17 protein-coding genes and 1 pseudogene are annotated in these 21,686 nt (G+C 56.9%); 5 read left to right on the plus strand and 13 right to left on the minus strand.

What is annotated here, in order from left to right; genetic code table 11:
• Positions 1–51 precede the first annotated feature (51 nt).
• The 5 genes from HB779_RS22435 to HB779_RS22455 form a co-directional block, all read right to left on the minus strand.
• Positions 52–1,896, minus strand: coding sequence for an ABC transporter ATP-binding protein (locus HB779_RS22435; RefSeq protein WP_188346176.1), 1,845 nt, complete (start codon positions 1,894–1,896; stop codon positions 52–54).
• Entirely contained in the window at positions 1,893–2,810 is a 918-nt protein-coding gene (locus tag HB779_RS22440) for an ABC transporter permease (protein ID WP_188346177.1), read from the minus strand. The genes HB779_RS22435 and HB779_RS22440 overlap by 4 nt, the downstream gene beginning before the upstream one ends.
• Positions 2,810–3,790 carry an ABC transporter permease gene (locus tag HB779_RS22445; RefSeq protein WP_188346178.1) on the minus strand — a complete coding sequence of 327 codons (981 nt, stop codon included), beginning with the start codon at positions 3,788–3,790 and terminating at the stop codon, positions 2,810–2,812. Before HB779_RS22445 ends, HB779_RS22440 begins: the two co-directional genes overlap by 1 nt.
• Before the next feature lie 72 nt (positions 3,791–3,862).
• A complete protein-coding gene (locus tag HB779_RS22450) occupies positions 3,863–5,446 on the minus strand; it encodes an ABC transporter substrate-binding protein (RefSeq protein WP_188346179.1) in 1,584 nt (527 codons plus the stop codon).
• Between the two features lie 88 nt (positions 5,447–5,534).
• On the minus strand, positions 5,535–5,819 hold the full coding sequence (locus HB779_RS22455) for a hypothetical protein (RefSeq protein ID WP_188346180.1): 285 nt from the start codon (positions 5,817–5,819) through the stop codon (positions 5,535–5,537).
• Between HB779_RS22455 and HB779_RS22460 the strand changes: the two genes are divergently transcribed.
• Positions 5,818–6,411 carry a DUF3592 domain-containing protein gene (locus HB779_RS22460; protein ID WP_188346181.1) on the plus strand — a complete coding sequence of 198 codons (594 nt, stop codon included), beginning with the start codon at positions 5,818–5,820 and terminating at the stop codon, positions 6,409–6,411. The two genes, HB779_RS22455 and HB779_RS22460, sit on opposite strands and share 2 nt — an antisense overlap.
• Here HB779_RS22460 and HB779_RS22465 read toward each other — a convergent pair.
• Both HB779_RS22465 and HB779_RS22470 read right to left on the minus strand, forming a co-directional pair.
• Positions 6,329–9,479: pseudogene (locus HB779_RS22465) on the minus strand (efflux RND transporter permease subunit). The gene HB779_RS22460 and the pseudogene HB779_RS22465 sit on opposite strands and share 83 nt — an antisense overlap.
• Complete coding sequence (locus tag HB779_RS22470; protein WP_188346182.1) at positions 9,476–10,651, minus strand: efflux RND transporter periplasmic adaptor subunit; 1,176 nt, start codon at positions 10,649–10,651, stop codon at positions 9,476–9,478. The pseudogene HB779_RS22465 and the gene HB779_RS22470 overlap by 4 nt, the downstream one beginning before the upstream one ends.
• 212 nt (positions 10,652–10,863) lie before the next feature.
• On the opposite strand from HB779_RS22470, the gene HB779_RS22475 reads away from it, so the two are divergent.
• The 3 genes from HB779_RS22475 (at position 10,864) to HB779_RS22485 (ending at position 12,169) form a co-directional block, all read left to right on the plus strand.
• Positions 10,864–11,529, plus strand: a complete 666-nt coding sequence (locus HB779_RS22475) for a TetR family transcriptional regulator (RefSeq protein WP_188346418.1) — start codon at positions 10,864–10,866, stop codon at positions 11,527–11,529.
• 158 nt (positions 11,530–11,687) lie between these two features.
• Positions 11,688–11,867, plus strand: a complete 180-nt coding sequence (locus tag HB779_RS22480; RefSeq protein ID WP_188346183.1) for a hypothetical protein — start codon at positions 11,688–11,690, stop codon at positions 11,865–11,867.
• Between the two features lie 5 nt (positions 11,868–11,872).
• Complete coding sequence (locus HB779_RS22485) at positions 11,873–12,169, plus strand: YkgJ family cysteine cluster protein (RefSeq protein ID WP_188346184.1); 297 nt, start codon at positions 11,873–11,875, stop codon at positions 12,167–12,169.
• Positions 12,170–12,182: 13 nt separating this feature from the next.
• On the opposite strand, the gene HB779_RS22490 is transcribed toward HB779_RS22485, so the two are convergent.
• Positions 12,183–13,256 carry a tartrate dehydrogenase gene (locus HB779_RS22490; RefSeq protein WP_305848993.1) on the minus strand — a complete coding sequence of 358 codons (1,074 nt, stop codon included), beginning with the start codon at positions 13,254–13,256 and terminating at the stop codon, positions 12,183–12,185.
• A gap of 258 nt (positions 13,257–13,514) precedes the next feature.
• Here HB779_RS22490 and HB779_RS22495 point away from each other — a divergent pair, with 258 nt between their 5' ends.
• Complete coding sequence (locus HB779_RS22495) at positions 13,515–13,805, plus strand: hypothetical protein (protein WP_188346185.1); 291 nt, start codon at positions 13,515–13,517, stop codon at positions 13,803–13,805.
• Positions 13,806–13,825: 20 nt separating this feature from the next.
• On the opposite strand, the gene HB779_RS22500 is transcribed toward HB779_RS22495, so the two are convergent.
• The 5 genes from HB779_RS22500 to HB779_RS22520 all read right to left on the minus strand — a co-directional run bounded on the left by HB779_RS22500 (position 13,826) and on the right by HB779_RS22520 (position 21,676).
• Positions 13,826–15,115 carry an Hsp70 family protein gene (locus HB779_RS22500; RefSeq protein WP_188346186.1) on the minus strand — a complete coding sequence of 430 codons (1,290 nt, stop codon included), beginning with the start codon at positions 15,113–15,115 and terminating at the stop codon, positions 13,826–13,828.
• A 213-nt stretch (positions 15,116–15,328) separates the two neighbouring features.
• Complete coding sequence (locus HB779_RS22505; RefSeq protein ID WP_244642787.1) at positions 15,329–16,537, minus strand: hypothetical protein; 1,209 nt, start codon at positions 16,535–16,537, stop codon at positions 15,329–15,331.
• Between the two features lie 180 nt (positions 16,538–16,717).
• The gene (locus HB779_RS22510; protein WP_244642852.1) at positions 16,718–19,207 is read right to left on the minus strand and encodes a DNA translocase FtsK; all 2,490 of its coding nucleotides are present in this window, start codon (positions 19,205–19,207) and stop codon (positions 16,718–16,720) included.
• 526 nt (positions 19,208–19,733) lie between these two features.
• Entirely contained in the window at positions 19,734–20,951 is a 1,218-nt protein-coding gene (locus tag HB779_RS22515; RefSeq protein WP_188346188.1) for a PLP-dependent aminotransferase family protein, read from the minus strand.
• 143 nt (positions 20,952–21,094) lie between these two features.
• Entirely contained in the window at positions 21,095–21,676 is a 582-nt protein-coding gene (locus tag HB779_RS22520) for a hypothetical protein (RefSeq protein WP_244642855.1), read from the minus strand.
• Positions 21,677–21,686 lie beyond the last annotated feature (10 nt).

Raw genomic sequence — 21,686 nt, forward strand, 5'->3', positions numbered from 1 at the left:
ATCTCCTCTCGCCGGTATTTTGATGATTGGGATTACCAGGGTTGCGGGTGCTCATGCGACGACCCTTTCAGCAATATCTTTTGACCGCGCCGTCGCGGGATCGAGAAGGAAACAGGCGGCCATATCGTGGGCTCCGCGATCGGTCAGATGCGGGCTCTGTGTCAGGCACCGGTCCATGACATTCGGACAGCGGCCGGCAAAACTGCAACCGGGCGGCAGATCGATCGGGCTTGGCGGCTCACCTTCGAGAAGATAATCTTCGGGACGGTAACGCCGTTCCTCCAAAGTCGGGACCGCACTCATCAGCGTGCGCGTATAGGGATGGCCCGGATCGAAAAACAGGCGTTCATTGTGGGCGATCTCGACGATTTCACCGAGATACATCACCGCAACGCGGTTGCAGACACGCCGCACCATGGCAAGGTCATGCGAAATGAAAACATAGGTCAGTCCGTATTGTGCCTGCAGCTTGTCGAAGAGTTTCAGGAGCTTGAACTGCTCGGTCTGGTCAAGCGAAGACAGGGTTTCGTCCATGATCAGGACTTTCGGCTGCAACACCATCGCCTGTGCCACGTTGATACGCTGGCGCTGGCCGGCGCTGAGGCCAATCGGCAGTTCTTCATACAGCGATGACGGCAACCCGACTTCATCCATCACCGTGAGCGCGCGGTGGCGCAATTCGCGTTTGTCGCGCATGCCATGGGTGCGCAACGGTTCTTCCAGAATGGCGCCGATGGCTGTGCGCGGCGGCAGGGAACTGAACGGATCCTGCAGCACAAGCTGGAAGTTGCGCCGGAACTTCAGAAGGTCTTTGCCGCGCAGTTGCGCAATGTCCTCGCCATTGCACAGAACCTGACCGCTGTCGGGAAGCTCCAACCGGCTCAAAAGCCGCATCATCGAGGACTTGCCGCAACCGGACTCACCCACAACCCCGAAATTCTCACCGGCCAAAACATCAAATGTGACATTACGCACGGCGCGCACGGTATTGTAGGCCGCGAAGGTTCCACGCTTGCGCACCGTATAGGACCGGCACACATCGCGCACGCTGATCACCACATCCTTGCTGGTCGATGCCGGAACGTTTGCCGCGCCTTCAGCCCAGAGCTTGGGTATCTGCGACATCAGCTCATACGTGTAGGGATGTTTAGGATGCGCCACCAGCGCCTTGGTTTCCTGCTGTTCGACAATCCGTCCCTCTTCGAGAACCAGAATGCGCGAGGCGACGTCACTCACGACCGGCAGCGATGAAGAAACGAAAAACACCGCCGTATCGAAACGTTCGGTCAGCTCGCGCAGAAGCCGCAGCACCTGCGCCGCCACGGTCACATCCAGCGGCTGCGTGATATTGTCAGCCACGAGAAACGCCGGATTGCTGACCAGCGCATCAACGATCAGCGCACGCTGCATCATACCGCCGCTGAACTGCGACGGATATTCATGAAAGCGGTTTTTCGCCGACGGTATCCGCACCGCATCCAGCAGATCGACGACGCGCTTGCCTGCTTCTGCCGCGCCTATCTCAGGCGCCACGGCCCGCAGCTTTTCAACGATTTGATGGCCAACGGGGAGGGTCGGATCGAGCGCACCCATCGGATCACCGCCGACATAGGCGATCTCCCGCCGCAGCCTGCGCATAGGCCCCGGCGCAACGGTGAGAATGTTGCTGGATTTGTATTCGACCTGGCCCGACGCAATCTCCAGCGGCGGTTCGATCCAGTTGACCAGCGCACGGGACAGGATGGTCTTCCCGGAACCACTGGCACCGATCAGGCCAACAATTTCGCGCGGCGCCAAGTCGAAACTGATATCGCTGAGGACGCGGCGCTTGCCGGACCCAGTGCGCAAATCAATCGACAGATCACGGACGGCGAGAAGAGGGGCGGGCTGGGTCATGACACACCTCCGTGGATTCGGTTGCGTGCCCGTTCGAGCACTGCGCCCATCAGATTGATGCTGGTGAGTGTCACGCAGAGGAAGATGCCCGGCATGGTGGCAATCCACCACGCGTTGAGCAGATATTTGCGCCCGTCGGCAATGATGTTGCCGAACGTTGGCGTCGGCGGCTGCACGCCAAGACCGATGAACCCAAGAATGGATTCAAAGATCATCATGCGCGCCACATCGAGCACCGAGACAAAGATGATCGGCGGCAGGATCAGCGGTGCCAGCAGGCGGATCATGATACGCAGGTTCGATGCACCCATCACCTGCGCCGCACGGACATATTCACGTTTACGCTCGGTCATGACCACACTGCGGGTCACACGGGCATAGGTCGGCCAACTCGAGAGACCAAGCACGAGAATAATTGCCGGAATGGTCGGGCGGGAAACACCAAGCACGGCAATGGCCAGGATGATCATCGGGATGGAAAGCTGTGCGTCGGTGATGCGCATGATCACCGTGTCGATCTTGCCGCCATAATAGCCGGCAATCATACCAAGCGAACAGCCGACGTAGAGCATCAGCATGACGGTACTGACACCAATCAGGAACGAATAGCGCAGACCGACGAGCGAGCGCACCAGCATATCGCGGCCAATCTGGTCGGTGCCGAGCGGATGCGCCCAAGACCAGCCCTGTTGCAGGAACAGTGGCGGAATGAGGCGCTCGCGCACGCTCATCTTGGTCGGGTCAATGCCGCTCCATTCCGGGTAGAAAATCGCGGCTACCAGCAGGACAAGGCACACGGCAAGGCCAACGCGGAATTCATTCGATGATATGGCCAGCCGCCATATGCGCCGGGAGATCGATGCACTCCTGACGGCTTCGGCTGTTTCAGCGGGGACGACGTCGATCACACTCATCAGTATTCAAGCCTCGGATCGATCATTGTCGCCACGAGGTCAACGGCGATATTGATGAAGACGAAAATGGCGCTGGTGACGATGGCGATCCCCTGAATGAGCGGAAAGTCACGCTGCAGCACGGCGTTGATGGTGAGAAGCCCGAGACCGGGATAATCGAAGATAAACTCTACGATCAGAACGCCGCCGAGCAGCCCGCTGAACTGGATACCCAAGAGATTGAGCAGCGGCACAGAGGCATTGCGCAGGGCATGACCGAAGACAATACGCGAGCGGCTGAGACCGCGCACTTTGCCCACCGCCACGAAGGGCTCCATCATGATACCGGCCATGGACGCGGAAAGCGTGCGGATGAGCACCGGCGATAGTTCAACAGCAAGCACAATTGCCGGCAGGATCGTATAGGCGAAACCCTGATAACCGATGGCCGGAAGCCAGCCGAGCTTGACCGAAAGCAACAGCGCCAGAATGATGCCGAGCCAGAAGTTCGGCAGGGAAACGAAGATCGAGGATATGTAAAAGGCGAGCCGGTCCGGCCATCGCCCCGGCGCAAGACCGCCCGGTATCCCGACCAGAAACGAGAAGGCAAGGGCGAAGACGATGGCGAGCCCCGCCAGTTGCAAAGTCATCGGCAAGGTTTCCAGAATGAGATCGAGGACTTTCGCCCGTTCCCCACGGGTGGAATCATTGAAATTGGCACCACCCGTCGAAGCGCCATTGGCCGGACGCACGAAGGATTGGCCAAGATCGCCCTGCACCACGCCGCTCATATACCGGCCGAACTGCACGACAATGGGATCGCGCAGGCCCATATCCTTGGCAATCTGTTCAATCAACGCTTCCGGCGCCATGCCGCCAGCCATCAGCCGGACGGGATCGCCCGGCACGACACGCAGGAGCGTAAAAATCAGCAGCGAGACAAGGAACACAATCAGTGCCCCTTGCAACAACCGTCTGACCAGAAAACTCAGAACAAACATGAAGGCGGTCTCCGCATCATCGACCCGCATTCCCGCACACACTGCACGGGGATGCGGCAAGCGACATTCGCGTCACGCAAACGTGGTTTTCGAAGCGTCCATTGTACCATCAGGATAGATGAACAGCCCGGCGAGATCCTTTTGCATCGCGTGGATCATGACAGAGGTGAACAGCGAGAGGGCAGGGACCTTTTCGGCCAGAAGCGGCATGGTTTCGCCCTGCAGGATTTTCTTGCGCTCTTCCAGATTGGGAGCATTGCGCTCCTTGTCCAGCGCTGCATCGATTTCCTTGTCCTCAATACCGGTGATGCGCTTGGAGCTGGAATGGAAATGCGTGCGCAGAACCAGATCAGGCTCGGGCGAACCGGTCGACCAGCCGCAATCGATCATGTGACCGGGGCCACCACCCGGACGGTCATACAACCGTTCATTCCATGCGGCAGGCTCGAGTACGGTCAGCGTGACCGGAAAACCCTGTTCCTGCAGCATGCCGGTGATGACCTCGCCATATTCCTTGGTCTTCGGATAGAAGCCGACAGAGGTGATGTACTCGAGGTCCGGCAGGCCTTTGCCCTTGGGGAAACCGGCTTCGGCCAAAAGCTTCTGGCAGGCTTCCGGATCATATTTCGGATAATTCGGAAGATCGGTATAGCCGAATTTGACCGGCGAGACGTAATTGTAGGACTCGTGACCGGCAGATCCTAGCACTTCGCGGATCATTGCCAGATCGATGGCATGGCAGGCGGCCATGCGCACCTTCGGATCGTTGAACGGCGGCTTGGAGCAGCGGAACCAGAGATATTTGTTCTCAACCGAGACAACGCTGTTGATGGCAATGTTCTTGTTGCCTTCCAGCGTGGTCACCTGTTCCGGTTCAAGCCGCTCAACGATGGAGGCCTGACCGTTCAGCAATGACAGCATGCGCGTGGTTGCATCGCCGACAAAGGTAAAATTGATGCCGGGAATTTTTGGCTCACCGCGAAAATAGTCCTTGTTGGCTTCCAGCACCGTATCATTGCCGCGCTGGGCGACAAACTTGAAAGGGCCTGTACCGTTGAGGCGCTGTGTCAGCGGGCCGGACGGTCCGCCTGCGATATCGGTGGCCGACATCATCGGCAGATAGGAGGCGAGGAAGACGAAGAGGTGGGCCGGATAGCCGCCCTTGGCGGTGTTGACCAGAACCGTGTGGTCATCCGGCGTGGTGATATCAAGCGTTTCGGTCGGGCCGGGATACCATTGCGCCGGACGATCCTTGCGCGAGCCATATTCAAACGTTGCCTTGACATCCTCCGCCTTGAACGGCTTGCCGTCATGGAATTTGACGTCGTCACGCAGTTTGATTTCCAGCGTGTTCGGGTCGAGCAGCTTGATGCTGGTTGCCAGTTCGTAGACAGTTTCCTCAGGGTTATCGAGACGCATCGGCGTGCGGGTCAGAAAGCCCATGACAAAAGCCTGCACATTGATCTGCGACAGGGTCGTATGGGATGTCGGATCCCAGTTGCCTGTGATATTCTCGGCGGAGAGGAAAACCATTGGCTTGCCGCTCTGGGCAAATGCTGACGAGAAGAAGAAGTCCGGATTCACATTCAGAAGGGCCGCACCGGCACCCAAGGCTGCGGTATGCGTTAAAAACCTACGTCTGCTTATACTTGGCATGACATTCCCCTTATTGTGGTTTTGTGGTTTTCCCGACGCTAACAAAGGTTGGGCGATGTGACAATAGGGGTATTTCTGGTCACGAATATTACAGTGCACAGCAAATCAGCAGATCATTAAAAATGCCTATTATAAAGGACTTTATGCCAGATATTGCATCATGAGGAGCCACAATATTAGTCGACTTGGTGCATAACCATGCAAAATGCTGATATGTGCCGTAAAAAATAATTTTTGAGAAAACCACAAAACCACATTTTTTGGGCATTTTTATTCCACCAGGAACAGATTGGCTGAAGTCGTCCACTGTTTCCGCAACCCCGGCAACGGGCTGCTTGATCTGCGGATAAACGTCGGTAAAAGTCTGGGCCATGCAAAAGTCCGCTCTTACCAGGCGTTTATTCCTCGCCGCCACAATCATCCTCTTCGCCGCCACCGGCATTCTGTTGCTGAAGACACATCGCTTTATCGTTCGTGCGGAGCATGCACAGGGACGGGTCATCGCCATGATGCCCGAGCGTTCACGTGGGGATGGCAGTGTCGTTTATAAGCCGGTGGTGGAGTTCAACACACCGGCTGGCGAAAGGATCGAGTTTCAATCATCCGTTGGCAGCAACCCGCCAGCTTTTGAAACCAACGAGGTGGTTCAGGTTCTTTATGAGCCTGCCAATCCGCGATCAGCGGAGATCAACAGCTTCTGGAGCTTGTGGCTCGGACCGGTCATCACCACAGGCCTATTTCTGGTGTTTGGCGGGCTTACATGCTCGATGTTTCTGCGGATACAGTTTCGCTGGTTTGGGTCACACCGCAAGAAACAACCGGGGAAAACCATCCCTGCAAAAAGATGTCCCCCGATCCATAGGAGCGGGGGACATTTTGCATTTATTCTGCTGGGGCAGGAGCCGGAGAATGCTGCGTATCCGGCAAGGATGATTTCTTCTTCCCCGGATCTTTCCAAGCGATGAGGCGATAGAACATCGGGATAAAGAAAGTGGCGATGAAAGTCGCCGCCAGCATGCCGCCGATAACGCCCGTACCAATTGCGTGGCGGCTGGCGGAACCCGCACCCGTGCTGATGGCGAGCGGCACGACACCCAGAATAAACGCCAGCGAGGTCATGACAATCGGGCGGAAGCGCAGCCGCGCCGCTTCGATGGCCGCTTCGGCCGCTGAATAACCCTCCTGCCGTTTCAGCACCGCGAACTCGACAATCAGAATGGCGTTCTTCGCCGCCAATCCGATGAGCGTCACCATACCGATCTGGAAGTAGACGTCATTGGTCAGACCGCGCAGCATGGTTGCCGCCAGAGCGCCGAACAGGGCAAAAGGCACCGCCATGATAACCGCGAGGGGCAGGCTCCATTTTTCGTACTGGGCGGCGAGGATCAGGAAGACCATGATGATACCGAATATCATCGCCTGTGAGCCGGAACCGCTCGTCGCCAGTTCCTGGAAGGACGACCCGGTCCAGGCGATCTGGAAGCCTTCAGGCAGATTTTCCTTGGCCACTTCCTGCATAGCCTTGATCGCATCGCCCGAGGTGTAACCCGGAGCCGGATTGCCCGTCACTTTGGCCGCACTGAAGGCGTTGAAGCGTTCAAGCTGATCAGGCCCGACGATGCGCTGGACAGTGACCAGCGCGCTCAGCGGGATCATGCTGCCGGAATCGGCGCGCACGAATACCTGCCGCAAATCTTCGGGCGTGCGGCGGAAATCCGCCTCCGATTGCAGGTTCACCTGATAGTTACGGCCATAGAGCGTGAAGTCATTGACATAGAGGCTGCCGAATGTCGCCTGCATGGCATCAAAGACAGAGCTGATCGGTACATTGAGAGCCTTGGCCTTGTCGCGGTCAAGGTTCAACTGGTATTGCGGCACATTGGGGTCGAACGTAGTCCGCACAGCCGTCAACTCCGGCCGCTTGGAAGCCGCCTCCACAATCTTGGTCGTGGTTTCGGTCAGCTTGGCGACATCACTGCCCGTACGGTTCTGCACGTAAAGTTCAAAACCGCCTGTCGTGCTGAGACCCTGAATGGGCGGTGGATTGAACGCAAGGATCATCGCATCCTTGATCCCGGCATTCATACCGATGACAGCACCCGCCATGTTGCGCGCATCAAGCTCCGGCGTCTTGCGCTGGCTCCAATCCTTGAGCGTCAGGAAGGTTGTTCCGGCGCTGGATTTCTGCCCGCCGGAGAGAAGGTCGAAACCGGAAATAGCAAAGACATTCTCGGCGGCCGGGTGCTTCGCCATATTCTGCGACGCCGTTGCCATAGCAGCTTCCGTGCGCGTCAGCGATGCTGCCGGCGGCAGGACGGCAACGCTGAGAAGCACACCCTGATCTTCATCCGGAACCAGCGATCCCGGTATTTTGTGGAACATATAGGCGGTGCCGCCGATGAGGACGGCAAACAGCGTCAGGCCGATGGCCACACGCTTGATCAGGAACTGCACACCCGATGTATAGCCATTGGCAACCCGTTCGAACGCGCGGTTGAAAATACGAAACGGCAAAGCCGGTTCGTGATGGCCGGGTTTGAGGATGAGGGCGCAGAGGGCCGGGGTCAGTGACAGCGCGACGATGCCGGAGATCGTAACGGACATGGCAATGGTCACAGCGAACTGCTTGTACATGGCGCCCGCAAGCCCGCCCATGAAGGAAACCGGCACGAACACTGCGCAGAGCACAAGCACGATGGCGACCACCGGACCGGTGACCTCGCCCATCGCCTTGATCGCCGCCTCACGCGGCGGCAGCTTTTCTGTCGACATGATGCGTTCGACGTTTTCCAGCACCACGATCGCATCATCAACCACGATACCAATGGCCAGAACCAGACCAAACAGGGTCAGCAGGTTGATGGAAAAGCCGAGGACATACATGCCGGCAAAGGTGCCGATAATCGAGATCGGTACGGCGATGACGGGGATAAGTGTGGCACGCCAGTTTTGCAGGAAGATGAAGACCACGAGAACGACGAGGACAATCGCCTCGATGAACGTGGTGATCACTTCATCGATGGAAGCCTGAATGAACTTGGTGGTGTTGTAGGGAATGGAATAATCCATGCCGGGCGGAAAGGCGACTTTCAGCTCATCCATGCGCGTGCGCACGGCTTCCATCGTATTGAGCGCATTGGCGCCGGGCTGCAGATAGACAGCAATCGGAATGGCCGCCGTACCATTGAGCTTGCTGTCAACCGCATAGCTTTGAGCGCCGAGCTCGATGCGCGCGACATCGCCCAGCCGCAGGGTTGCCGCATTGGCAGACGAGCGCAGGATGATGTTTTCGAACGCCTTCGAGATCCGGCAAACGGCCCATGGTGGTGGCCGAATAGGTGAAGGCATTGGATTGCGGATCAGGCTGATCGCCAAACTTGCCCGCAGCGAACTGCGAGTTCTGCTCGCGCACAGCCGCAGCAACGTCCGTTGGCGTCAGATTATACTGTGCCAGCTTATCAGGGCGCAGCCAGATGCGCATGGAATAGTTGGGATTGCCAAGGACCTGCGCATCGCCGACACCCGGAATACGCTTGAGGTCATCAACAACATTCAGCAGCGCATAGTTGCCGATGTAAGTGCGGTCATATTGGCTGCCGGCGGAGAACATCGCCACCAGGCCAAGGATCGAGGAGTTGCGCTTGGTGACAGTCACGCCCTGACGGGTGACATCCTGTGGCAAGGTGGACGTAGCACGCTGCACGCGGTTGTTGACGTTGATCGTCGCCTGATCGGCATTGGTGCCAAGGGCAAAGGTCACGGTCAGCTGCATCTGGCCGCTGGCTGAGTTCGTCGACTGCATATAGAGCATGTTCTCGACGCCGTTGATCTGCTGCTCAAGCGGCGATGCAACGGTCTGTGCGATTGTTTCTGCACTGGCGCCCGGATAATTGGCGCTGACCACCACCTGCGGCGGTGTCAGTTCCGGATATTGGGCAATCGGCAGCACCCGTATCGCAATGATACCAGCAAGAACGATGATAATCGAAATGACGGCCGCGAAAACCGGGCGGTCAATGAAGAAACGATTCATTGGGTCACCACTGGAGTCACCAGCGCCTGCTTCAATGTTTCGGAAGCTGCAACCAGTTGCCCCGGCCTGACCTTTATAACGCCTTCCGTGACCACCCGGTCACCAGCATTGAGGCCGGACAGCACGATCCAGCCTTTGTCGACCTGCTGGCCGAGGCTGAGCGGACGGACTTCCGCCTTGTTCTCACTGTTCACGACGTAGACGAACTGTCCTTTCGGGCCCTGCATCAGCGCAGCTTCAGGAATGACAATGGTATCGTTGACGGTAACACCCGTCACGGTCGCCCGGACGAACTGGCCCGGCAGAAGACGCCGGTCCGGATTATCGACAATGGCACGCACGCCGAGCGTGCCTGTTTCCAGATCAAGGCTACTGGAGGTGAAGTCGATTGTGCCAAGATGGTTGTAGACTGTGCCGTCACCGAAGGAGAGCTTGACCGAGAGCTTGTTGGCTTCGAGGCCCTTTGCCTTGCGTTCATCCAGCAGGCGGCGGATTTCGGCTGCTTCCGTGTCGGTGAAGGAGAAGTTGATATAGACAGGATCGGTCTGGGTGATCGAGGTCAACAGGCTTGATCCGGAATCCGTGCCGATCAAACTGCCTTCAGAAACCTGCTCGCGGCTTGTCACGCCGCCAATCGGCGCGGTGACTTTGGTGTATTGCAGATTGAGTTCCGATGTCCGCACCTGCGCCTTGGCAGCAGCGACCGCCGCCGCATTCAAATCACGTGTGGAGACCGCCGTGTCGCGGGCGGCAGTGCTTTGCACTTTCTGATCGACCAGCGTCTGGGCGCGAGCAGCGTCGCGGACAGATTGATCGTACTGTGCCTGTGCCTGCTGCAACTGCGCCTGTACGCGGGCAAGTTCGGCTTCATAGGGGGCAGGGTCAATCTCGAATAACAGATCACCGGCCTTGACCTCGGAGCCTTCGACAAAGTTGCGGTGCATCAGGATACCGCCAACACGCGCCCGGACCTGTACGTCACGGTAGGCAGTGATACGGGCTGCATATTGGTAGGAAAGATCAACTTCCTCCGGATGCACGGCCACGGCCGTGACCTGAGGCGGCGGCGGTGTCTTTCCCCCGGCCTGCTGCGCATTAGCGGGTGAACCGACTGCCATTGCGATGCCAGAGAGAAAAACAAGACCGAGAAAACGGGTGCGGAGCAAAGTCATGGGAGGGTTCGCTTGTCCGAGGAATATCTGGGCGCATGTACAAACATACATCCGTGATTGTAAACAAACGTAATCGTGATATTGTGTCGGAAAGTAGACTGGACACGATCACGTTTGGGTTATCGAACCAGCGGTACGACAAGCCGCAGCGCGACACCTGGCAGACGATGTTCCGGCACCCCAGGAGGGACCACCCGAGGGAAGGAAACGTGATGCGCAGGACAAAGGCGGAAGCCGGAGAAACGCGGGAAGCCATACTGGATTCCGCGGAGACAGTTTTTTTGGAACACGGTGTCAATCAATCGACACTTAACCAAATTGCCGAACATGCCGGCGTGACGCGCGGCGCAATCTATTTTCATTTCAAGGATAAGCTTCAGCTCTATCAGGACGTGGTGGAGCGGGTGCGGCTGCCACAGGATGATTTGCTGGCAAAAGCATTCCATTGCGAGAACAGCGACCCGCTTGATGTGGCGCTCGATGCGGGAATTTTTTGCCTCGAAAATTTCGCCGGTGATCAGCGCAAGCAGCGCGTCTTCACCATCATCACCCAGCGCTGCGAGTATGTCGGCGAGATGGCGCAAGTTCTGCAGCGCCTGAGCGCGCTTAATGAGGAAGTGCAGCAGATGCTGTTGCGGCTGACCAGGCTTGCGCGCAAGCGCGGCGTGCTTTCGCCGCAATGGGAGCCTGAAATTGCAGCGCGCGCGCTGCAAAGCACAATGAGCGGCCTTTTGTTCGAATGGATGCGGCTGGAAAAATCCTTTGATCTGGTCGCAGCCGGAAGTCAGACGATGACAGCCATTGTCGACTCCCTCCGCAAAAAGGCGATCCCGGTCCAAGTGCCGGTTGTCAGGCTGAAAAAGCAGCTGGTGGCGTAATTATAGATCGAAGGTTTGATACCATTTCAGCCAGATTTATGCGTTCGCGACCTAGTATCAAAGCACTGTACAGGATAAACAACAGCTCCCTTCCTGCGCTGTCGGCCTGCCCTTGCACTCCGTGTCGCTCATCAGGGCGAAAACGAGAGGATTGAACCATGGCGATCAAATTCACCACCAAGGAAGAGACCAGCACGGGTCCAGCGGCTGCCAAGAAGGCCGAGCCTGCCAAGCGCGAACCGGCTGCAGTTGACCTCAATGCCGATGGTGACACATCCGACAAAGACCTTTTCAATGCGGCACCCAAACTCCCGCCGCGCAAGCGCAAGGGCAAATAAGCCGCATGGCAGAATCCGGCGAAGTTTTCGATTGCCAGACCTGTGGTGCCTGCTGCTGCTATTCCTCGCAATGGCCGCGGTTTTCCACCGAGGATGACGAGCAACTCGCAAAGATTCCTGCCAAATATGTGGCCAGCGACGAAAGCGGCATGCGTTGCATTGGTGTTCGGTGCTCGGCACTGACAGGCGAGATTGGTAAATTCACAGCCTGCGGGATTTATGACGTGCGCCCGGATGTTTGCCATGCCTGCATGCCGGGGGACCCGGAATGCCTTATGGCCCGGGCCGCGCATAATCTTTGAGATTCCCCCTGATCTAGATTTCCGCTGCAACCGCGCGACCACACACTTCCGTGCTCGCCGTCCCGCCGAGATCGACCGTGCGTCCGGCCGGGCTGAGCAGCACGCGCTCCATCGCCGCTACGATGTGGCTGGCCGCATCGGAATGCCCAAGATGATCGAGCATCATGGCCGCCGACCAGATCTGACCAAGTGGATTGGCGATACCTTTCCCGGCAATATCGGGCGCCGAGCCATGCACGGGTTCAAACAGGGATGGAAACTCGCCCGTCGGATTGATATTGCCCGATGGTGCGATGCCGATTGTTCCGGTGCAAGCCGGACCGAGATCAGAGAGAATATCGCCGAACAGATTGGACGCCACCACCACATCGAAACGATCGGGGTTGAGCACGAAATGCGCCACCAGCGCATCGATATGGTACTTATCGCGGCGAATGTCCGGATAGTTGGCACCCATCGTCTCCACGCGTTCATCCCAATAGGGCATGGTAATTGATATGCCGTTGGATTTCGTTGCCGATGTCAGGTGTTTTTTGTCACGCTTTCGGGCAAGGTCAAAGGCATAGCGCAGGATGCGATCTATGCCGGTGCGGGTCATGATCGTTTCCTGAATCACAACCTCCCGCTCCGTCCCGGCAAAAGCCCGCCCGCCCATGGAGGAATATTCACCCTCGGTATTTTCGCGCACCACATAGAAATCGATGTCACCTGGCTTGCGGCCAACCAGAGGGCAGGGGACACCCGGCATCAACCGGACGGGGCGCAGGTTCACATATTGATCGAAAGCCCGGCGAAACTGGATCAGCGAGCCCCACAGCGAAATATGGTCAGGCACAAGCTCCGGCCAGCCAACGGCACCAAAGAAAATCGCATCATAGCGCGAAAGCGTTTCGAACCAGTCATCGGGGAGCATTTTCTTGTGCTTGACGTAATAATCGCAGGAGGCAAAATCGTGCCACTCGAGCTTAAGCCCGATGCCAAAACGCGCCGCTACCGCTTCCAGCACCCTGATGCCTTCTGGAACGACTTCCTTGCCAATTCCGTCACCGGGAATGACCGCAATACGGTAGGAATTCTGCAATACCATCGGACGCTCCATCCCTGTCGTTATACAAAAGCATAACACGCGGGCAGGGTCCGCATAGCCTGACACGGCGAATTATTAACGGCTTGATGTTTTCGCGAGCCCGGCAATCCATAGCGATTAAGACTTATCAAAAAGAAGTGATTCCGAAGTGTCCTTGCCGGACAAAAACTTGACCTTATTTGATCTGTAATTCGCTCAGCCTACGAATCCATTTATGCACCGACACTTTTTTAAAAATGCCACATCCGGAGATTTATCATGCCCGATATCGATCGAGAACCGGACTACGTGAAAGACCGCACTGAAGGCCCGCAGAACCTCGGTCGGATCTATCTGCTCAGCCTATCGCTTTGTGCCGGACTGGTTGCGACCACCGCCTTTGAGGCACAGTCGGAATGGCCGGATATAATGTCCGTGACATCATCCGTCACCAAGGCTCAAATGAACCAGCGCATCAATGACAAGTCATCCATCACATTCTGCAGCGATGGCGAAAAACCCGCGCATGACATCCGCAAGGCGTCACTCTGGCGCGAGTTCGATATTTGAATTCTGCGGCCTGAACTTTCTCAGGCAGTCCACTGGCCGATATCGTCGTGCTCGCCAATCAGCGCGAGACCATGGGCGATAGACAGCAATTCGCCGCCGCTCTCGATGCGGTCATGCGGGAAACGCTGGGTGAAGATACGCCGCACTGCCGGAACGAAGGATGTGCCACCGGTCAGGAATACCTTGTCGATATCACCGGCTGCTGTGTTGGTTTTTTCCAGCACGTCATCGAGTGCACCTTCAATGCGAGTGAGATCGCCGGCAATCCACCCCTCGAATTCGCTGCGCTTGATCATCGTGCGCCCACCGCGTCCCAGCGGTGAAAAATTGAATTCCGCTTCTTCGGCTGTGGAGAGCGCCAGCTTTGTTGCCGATACCGCCTGATAGAGCGGATAGCCCTCGTCGTGATCGACAAGATCAACAAACATCTCCAGCTTTTCCGGCTCCAAACTGGCGCGCACCAGCTTCTTCAGCTCGGAGAATTCCCGCGTCGTCTTGAAGATCGAAAGCTGGTTCCAGCGGCTGAAATTGGCGTAATAGGAAGACGGCACTTCAAGCGTTTTATCAAAACTCTTGAAAAAGCTCCCCTTTCCAATCTGCGGCGCTACAATGGCATCAACCATGCGGGAGTCAAAATGATCCCCGGCAATGCCAACACCGGAATGGCCGATCGGCGTAGCGCTGAGCTTGCCACCAATAGTTTCAAAACGGATCAACGAATAATCGGTGGTGCCCCCGCCGAAATCCGCCACCAGTACAGTCGCATCCGCTTTCAGATTTTGGGCGAAATAGAATGCCGCCGCGACAGGCTCATAGACATAATGAATTTCGGGGAAACCGAAACGCGTGAGGGCTTCATTGTAACGCGCGGTGGCCAAATCCGGATCGGGATTTGCACCGGCGAAATGCACAGGCCGGCCAGTCACCACGCGCTTGATGTCGGCAGGCCAGCCATCCCCGGCATAAGTCTTGAGGCGGCGCACAAAGATTTCCATCAAATCTTCAAACGAATGGCGCTTGGCATAAATCAGTGTGCCCTGGAACAGAGCGCTGGCGGCAAAGGTCTTGATGGATTGCAGGAAGCGGCAATCGCCGGGATTGTCGATGAACTGGCGGATCGCCGCATGTCCGGCTTCGACCTTGAGCGCCGATGCGCCGACAATCGGATCCTTCATGAACGACAGAGCCGTACGCATGCTATCGGCCGTTCCAGTTGCATTGGTGAAGGCCAGCGAGCGCGTCACCGATCCATCCGCCAATGCCAGAACCGTATTGGTTGTGCCAAAGTCGAAACCCAGCGCCTGAGCCATGTGCCGCGCTCCTTATGTCATCAATGTCAGAAATCGGGACAAGCCCGCGAACGGGCCACGCACCGTCCAAAATCAGGGACGCGCCTCATGACATGGCTGCGCGGCCGATGCAAGACCAGCCGCGCGATTTAGTGGAATGGTCCTGTAAAAGGAAGCGCCGATCAATGGGTGCCGACCTTCTTGATGTCATCGGCTTTTAAAATGAACGGCCTGCTACTGGCTCGATCCCAGAACTACATCTCTCCAGCCATCGATCAAACGTGAATTCTCGGCTATAACGCGGCATGCCTTGACGCTCTCTTTCTGGCAGTAAGCCAACACTTCTTGTCGTGCTTCCTCGATTGTCCGAGCGCCGTAATGCCAATACATAACCTTGGTCTCATCGGCTATTGCCAAGGCTTTTTCGGTCGTATTTTTAATGTAAAGCTCGGCATTCGCACGGCCACTCGCCGTGAGACTGGAAAGGAGCGGTGCCAATTCATCTTCATTCATCGCGGGGAGGTGATTACGCCGCAAGAAATCATCAAGCCGTGGTTTGATAAGCACCGTTGCCTCTGACTTGAACAATGTATGTCCATTCTTTTCGAAAGGCGGCAATCCGGCGAAATCGACTTGACCACCCTGCGAGCGGTACCCAGCCAACATGCGTTGAACGAGCTTGGGGCCGAAATACGGATCATTTTCCGCATAGACCCAAAGTGTGGGTGTCGGGTTGTTTCTACCAAAATTGGTGAAATTTCGCACAAGATCATTCTGATACAACGAGCAGTTTGAAGCCGGTACAATCACCGTGTTGGAATGATAAACACCGCCAGATAGATTGATGACCGCGGTCAAAGGCCTGTTCGAGCGTCCCGCAAGATCGAGCATTGATGCCCCACCAATGGATATGCCGAGGCCCAACGTTACGGATGGGTCAACGTCCTCGCGGGCATGCAATGCATTCAATGCTGCTTCAAGCTGATTTCCGCGCGTATCGAGAAATTTTGAAACGGTGGGTTTTGAGCAATTGCCTCCATTTTCGACAAAGGTTCCAGTAGAATGACCGTATCCAAGCCATACGACAGAGGCAGCAATATAACCTCGATGCGCAAAGTCATGGGCGATCGATGCCAACCAATCGGCGTGCATCTTTGACGGGGTAGATCCGGCCGACCCGTTAACAATAAGGACAAGTGGAAACTTTTCCCCGTCGACTGGTCGCACGATCAACGTTTCCATCTGTTCTGTTTTGGAACCCATGCGAATAGGTAGGGAAAGCTTTTCTTCTCTAACCGAAATATCCGCCATGCCTTGTTCGGCAAAACAGATCAGGCCAAAAGAAACGAGCAGAAATTGCCAGAAGAATTTCATTCCACCATCACCCTGAAGCAGCCCGTTTTCGTTGATTTCGACACGATCAGCATGATCGTTGAGACGCAATCTCGAAGGCCTTATCCATCAAATATAACGGCAGATTTGTGATTGTGTCATTACATTCTCGCAGCAATTCCAGAGAAGAACAGCGAGCCATTAATGGATTTTATGGGAGCTGTCATCGCCCGTTCAATTCTCAACAGAAATGAACAACGGCGACCACAATAACCAAACGATCAATCTGGATCAGTCCGGCATATCACCGTTGCTGTGCGGGGCATTGTCCCGGCTGTGCGACAGGATCTCCCGCTTGCCAACGTGGTTGGACGGTCCGACAAGCCCTTCCTTTTCCATCCGCTCCACCAGCGAAGCAGCGCGGTTATAGCCAATGCCAAGCCGGCGCTGGATATAGGAGGTTGAGCACTTCTTGTCGCGCAGCACAACTTTGACCGCCTGATCGTAGAGTTCGTTGCCGTCTTCAGACGCCATTGCACTCTTGTCGAATACGGCACCGCCGGTGTCCGCCTCCGGTTCTTCATCTTCGGTCTCGTCAGCCGTAACCGTATCGAGATAATCCGGACGGCCCTGTGCCTTCAGATGGGCGACAACGCGTTCGACTTCCTCATCGGAAACGAATGGCCCATGCACGCGGGAGATGCGCCCGCCGCCGACCATATGCAGCATGTCACCTTGACCCAGCAGCTGCTCGGCACCCTGTTCACCCAGAATGGTGCGGCTGTCGATCTTCGACGTCACCTGAAACGAGATACGGGTGGGGAAGTTCGCCTTGATCGTACCGGTGATGACATCGACCGATGGACGCTGAGTTGCCATGATCAGATGGATACCGGCAGCACGCGCCATCTGCGCCAGCCGCTGAATGGCGCCTTCGATGTCCTTGCCGGCCACCATCATCAGGTCGGCCATCTCGTCGACAATAACGACGATGTAGGGCATCGGCGTCAGGTCCATGACTTCCTGTTCATAGATGGCTTCGCCAGTTCCCTTGTCGAAGCCGGTCTGAACGGTGCTCATCACCGTCTCGCCTTTTTCCTTGGCAAGGGCAGCGCGGGCATTGAACCCGTCAATGTTGCGCACGCCGAGTTTCGACATCTTACGGTAGCGGTCTTCCATCTCGCGGACCGCCCATTTCAGCGCCATCACAGCCTTCTTCGGATCTGTCACGACAGGCGTCAGCAGGTGCGGGATGCCGTCATAGATCGACAATTCCAGCATCTTCGGATCGACCATGATCAGGCGGCACTCCTCGGGGGTAAGCCGGTAGAGCAGCGACAGGATCATTGTGTTGATCGCTACGGATTTGCCCGAACCGGTAGTTCCGGCAACGAGCAGATGGGGCATTTTCGCCAGTTCGGCAATGACAGGTTCGCCGCCAATGGTCTTGCCGAGGCACAGTGCCAGCTTGAGTTTCGTGCTCTCAAAATCAGTCGAAGCAATCATCTCGCGGAAATACACGGTCTCACGGGTCTGGTTCGGCAGCTCGATGCCGATAACATTGCGTCCGGGGACCACGGCAACACGGGCCGACAAGGCCGACATCGAACGCGCGATATCGTCAGCAAGACCAATGACGCGGGATGATTTGATGCCAGGTGCAGGCTCAAACTCGTAGAGTGTAACGACCGGACCCGGCCGTACGTGAATGATCTCGCCGCGGATGCCGAAATCTTCGAGCACGGCCTCAAGAAGCCCGGCATTCTGTTCTAGCGCTTCCTGCGTGATCACCACTTCAGTGCGTTCCGCCGGCTCCTGCAACAGCGACAAAGGCGGGCGTTCATAGGTCTCGCCGTAGGATTGAACCGGCTGCGCCATAAGGCGCCGCGTCGGGACCAGCGACTGTTCCTTGCGCACCGTCACCTGCAGCCGCGAGGGCTTGTCCTCGACGGCGGTGTCGGGCTTCGGTGTTTCGGCAACAGCAACGTTTTCGGCCTGCTCACGCACACTGACAACAGCTGGCGTTACCACGGGCTTTGCCGCGACAGGCGCCGCAACAACCGGTGCCGGTACAGCTCTGATCTCGGCAAGCGGCGTGGGTTCGAGTACAATCGGCGCTGGTTTCGGCACCGCCACGGGAGCAGAAACAAATGCGACTGGCACAGGCGAGGGTACGGGTGCTTCCGTCATCGCAATGGACGCTGCGAACTGGCCTGGCTGGCGCAGTTCGACAACCCGGAACAACGCAGTGATCGCATCCGGCGCTATCTTGCGCACGGTCTTTGGAGTTGCAACGGTTTGAACCGGGACGAGACCACCGCCGAATTCCATTGATTCCCAGAATGCATAATCCGAGAGATGATCAACAGGGGTGTAGGTGCCGGCAGTTATCTGAATACCGGACGGAGCACTGACAGCAGCGGATGTGCCGGTGACAACCGGCGCGGCATAGCTTGCCGGGAACATCGTTCCGCGAAGCAAACTGGTTTCAATCTCCGTGTGCATTTTCTGTATCGGCGTTTCCGGCACAACGGCTTTCTTTTCTGCGACGGGCGCACCCATACGGGCTTTCACCACTGGCGGAGCAGGCGGTGCGGCCGGGGTCTTGACCGATACGGCCAATTTGTCCGGCTTGGAGACGGCGGGTGCAATCTCATTTTCGGTTTCGCCGCGATCCTTGCGCAGGACAGCATCCGGCGTGCGGGTAAACCGCACATTGGCGGAAAGAGAAAACATGCGCTTCGAGATTGGTGCCGTCGGATCTGTATCCGGCTCAAGCATCACAGGTGTACGCACCTGCGGACGCTTTGCAGCGGCAGATGGCTCAGTCGCAACCGGAGCTTCCATCGAACGCCGTGTCGAGATGCCTTCATAGGGCGAGGCTGCGGGCTGAAGCGGGCTGTTTTGCACAGGCTGGCTCTGGACAGGCGGGAGCATGGGCTCCGATTGGCGTGGATTTGCCGCCAAAGGCACCTGGACCGGCACTGGCGATTCGTCAAAATCGCCAAATTCTTCCGCATAATCATCTGATTTCATTGAGAAATTTGTTCTTGGAATACGCATGATACCTGCAAGCGGAATGGTGTGATTGTGCTCTTGGACGTACCCAATTGAATAGAAAATGAAGGTTAACAAGTTGCTACGGATGGCTGCAAACATGCCGCCTTTTGCCTGTCTGCTGACAATCATTCTGCGGGTGTTGCGAAACCAGCGCAGACCTTGCGGACAAGCGGCGTGAAATAACTTGTCTAAACGCAAACGGGAGCCTGTTTTGAAACCAGGCTCCCGTCAGAATAAATTTATTGGTTCAGGCCATTTCATCAGCAATGAGTTTGCCGAGGCGGGAAATGCCGGTTTCAATCGCTTCCTTGTTCGGCAGCGAGTAATTCAGCCGAATCGTATTCTTGCCGGATCCATCCGCGTGGAAAGCCGCGCCGGGGACAAAGGCCACCCGTACTGTCTTCAGCGCCTGCGCGAGCAGCGCTGCTCCATCCATGCCTTCAGGCAGCGTCACCCAGACAAACATGCCGCCTTCCGGCTTGGTCCATGTCACACCCGCAGGCATGAAGCGGGCGAGGGCATCCAGCATATAATCGCGGCGCTGGCGGTAGCTGCCGCGGACTTTCTCGACCTGCTTGGTAAAATCGCGCTCGGCGACATGATGAATGGCCATCTGGTTGATCGTCGGGCTGTGCAGATCCGCCGCCTGTTTGATCAGAACCAGCTTGGCAACCACTGGCTGCGCCGCGCAAATCCAGCCGACCCGCAGGCCCGGCGTCAGCGTCTTGGAGAAACTGCCGGAATAGATCACGCGTGTGTTGTTGATGTCACCGGAGCGTTCGCAGTCGAGCGCCAGCATCGAGGCCGTCGGCTCGCCATCAAACCGCAGCGCCTGATAGGCGGCATCCTCAATCAGCGGAATATCAAGCTCATGCGCCAGTTCAATCAGACGGATACGGCCATCGTGGCTGACCGTTTCGCCGGTCGGGTTGCTGAAATCAGCGGTCAGATAGGCCATCTGAACCTCGCCACCCGCCGCTTCGGCCGCCTCGCGATAGGCAGCCGGTGTCATGTTGCCCTGTTCAGGGTTAAGCCGGTCATAGCGGGGCTCATAGGCGTTGAATGCCTGCAAGGCGCCGAGATAGGTCGGCCATGTCGTCAAAACCGTATCGCCCGGCGAGATGAACAGCTTGCCGAGATAGTCAAGCGCCTGCTGCGAACCGGTGGTGATGATGATGTTATCGATGCTGCAGGCAACACCAAGTCCCGCCATGTGCTGGACCAGCCACTCGCGCAGTGGACGATAGCCTTCGCTGACGGAATATTGCAACGCCGCATCGGCGTTCTTGGTCAGAACCGCGTCGTAAGCTGCCTTGATGGCGTCTTTGGGAAACAGCGCAGGGTCTGGAATACCACCGGCAAAAGAAATTATGTCAGGCTGATCGAGCAGCTTCAGCAGCTCACGTATTTCCGACGCACGCATATTTTTGGTACGTGTAGCGTAAAGAGCATCCCAATCGCCCATTGTCTTTCCTCCGCGATTATTTTGTTGGCGGCATAGCACCGTAAAATACCCGATATGTCAACAATGCTGACATATCGGGCCATGCTATTTTTCAAGACAGCTCTTTGGGGACCGATGCGATGCTTTAAAGGCGAAATGCCGCGTCACATGGGTGGAACGACGCCATTTGTACCCACAACAACACGGCTCGACGAAATGGTGCCGTCTTTGGCTTTTTCCGATGGAACGAAGACGACTGCGCCGGGCGTCAGGTCAGCAGTTGTTGCCGGAGCGAACGTGACAATGGGCGTGCCGTCGGTGATGGAAATTTTCTTTTCCTTGCCCTGATATTTGACCGTTACCGTGCGGCCATCAACCGATTTGACCGCATCGGCAACGGTGGCATTGGTCATGGAGCTGTTGGGCTTCAGATCCCAGGCATAGCTGCCTTCACCCGTGCCTTTCATGGCCGCCGGGAAAAGCACAACTTCCAGCGCGCCGTCGCCGCCATCGGCTTTGGGAAGCGACGCAATGCCAACGAAATCGCCAGGCTTGATGTCATCCACGGACGCCTTGGCAACGCTGGATACCTGCCAGCCCTCCTTGAGCGCAACGGTGGCGGTTTCGCCCTCCCTTGTCTTGACCGTCAATGTCGTTCCATCAAGTGAGCCAACCGTTCCACGCACCCTTATGCGCTGGACCCCGTCCGCCGCTGTTTGCGCCTGTACCGGAAGTGACACCACCATCGCGCCCAGC

This window comes from Phyllobacterium sp. 628, from assembly GCF_014189505.1.
In the GTDB taxonomy this organism is placed as follows: Bacteria; Pseudomonadota; Alphaproteobacteria; order Rhizobiales; family Rhizobiaceae; genus Phyllobacterium.

Coding starts and splice junctions, on each gene's coding strand:
- HB779_RS22455 (WP_188346180.1), bottom strand. CDS start 5,819: ATGGCCCAGACTTTTACCGACGTTTATCCGCAGATCAAGCAGCCCGTT.
- HB779_RS22510 (WP_244642852.1), bottom strand. CDS start 19,207: ATGCTTGAGCCGGATACAGATCCGACGGCACCAATCTCGAAGCGCATG.
- HB779_RS22515 (WP_188346188.1), bottom strand. CDS start 20,951: ATGGGCGATTGGGATGCTCTTTACGCTACACGTACCAAAAATATGCGT.
- HB779_RS22440 (WP_188346177.1), bottom strand. CDS start 2,810: ATGAGTGTGATCGACGTCGTCCCCGCTGAAACAGCCGAAGCCGTCAGG.
- HB779_RS22460 (WP_188346181.1), top strand. CDS start 5,818: ATGCAAAAGTCCGCTCTTACCAGGCGTTTATTCCTCGCCGCCACAATC.
- HB779_RS22470 (WP_188346182.1), bottom strand. CDS start 10,651: ATGACTTTGCTCCGCACCCGTTTTCTCGGTCTTGTTTTTCTCTCTGGC.
- HB779_RS22445 (WP_188346178.1), bottom strand. CDS start 3,790: ATGTTTGTTCTGAGTTTTCTGGTCAGACGGTTGTTGCAAGGGGCACTG.
- HB779_RS22450 (WP_188346179.1), bottom strand. CDS start 5,446: ATGCCAAGTATAAGCAGACGTAGGTTTTTAACGCATACCGCAGCCTTG.
- HB779_RS22520 (WP_244642855.1), bottom strand. CDS start 21,676: ATGGTGGTGTCACTTCCGGTACAGGCGCAAACAGCGGCGGACGGGGTC.
- HB779_RS22475 (WP_188346418.1), top strand. CDS start 10,864: ATGCGCAGGACAAAGGCGGAAGCCGGAGAAACGCGGGAAGCCATACTG.
- HB779_RS22490 (WP_305848993.1), bottom strand. CDS start 13,256: ATGGTATTGCAGAATTCCTACCGTATTGCGGTCATTCCCGGTGACGGA.
- HB779_RS22485 (WP_188346184.1), top strand. CDS start 11,873: ATGGCAGAATCCGGCGAAGTTTTCGATTGCCAGACCTGTGGTGCCTGC.
- HB779_RS22495 (WP_188346185.1), top strand. CDS start 13,515: ATGCCCGATATCGATCGAGAACCGGACTACGTGAAAGACCGCACTGAA.
- HB779_RS22500 (WP_188346186.1), bottom strand. CDS start 15,115: ATGGCTCAGGCGCTGGGTTTCGACTTTGGCACAACCAATACGGTTCTG.
- HB779_RS22435 (WP_188346176.1), bottom strand. CDS start 1,896: ATGACCCAGCCCGCCCCTCTTCTCGCCGTCCGTGATCTGTCGATTGAT.
- HB779_RS22480 (WP_188346183.1), top strand. CDS start 11,688: ATGGCGATCAAATTCACCACCAAGGAAGAGACCAGCACGGGTCCAGCG.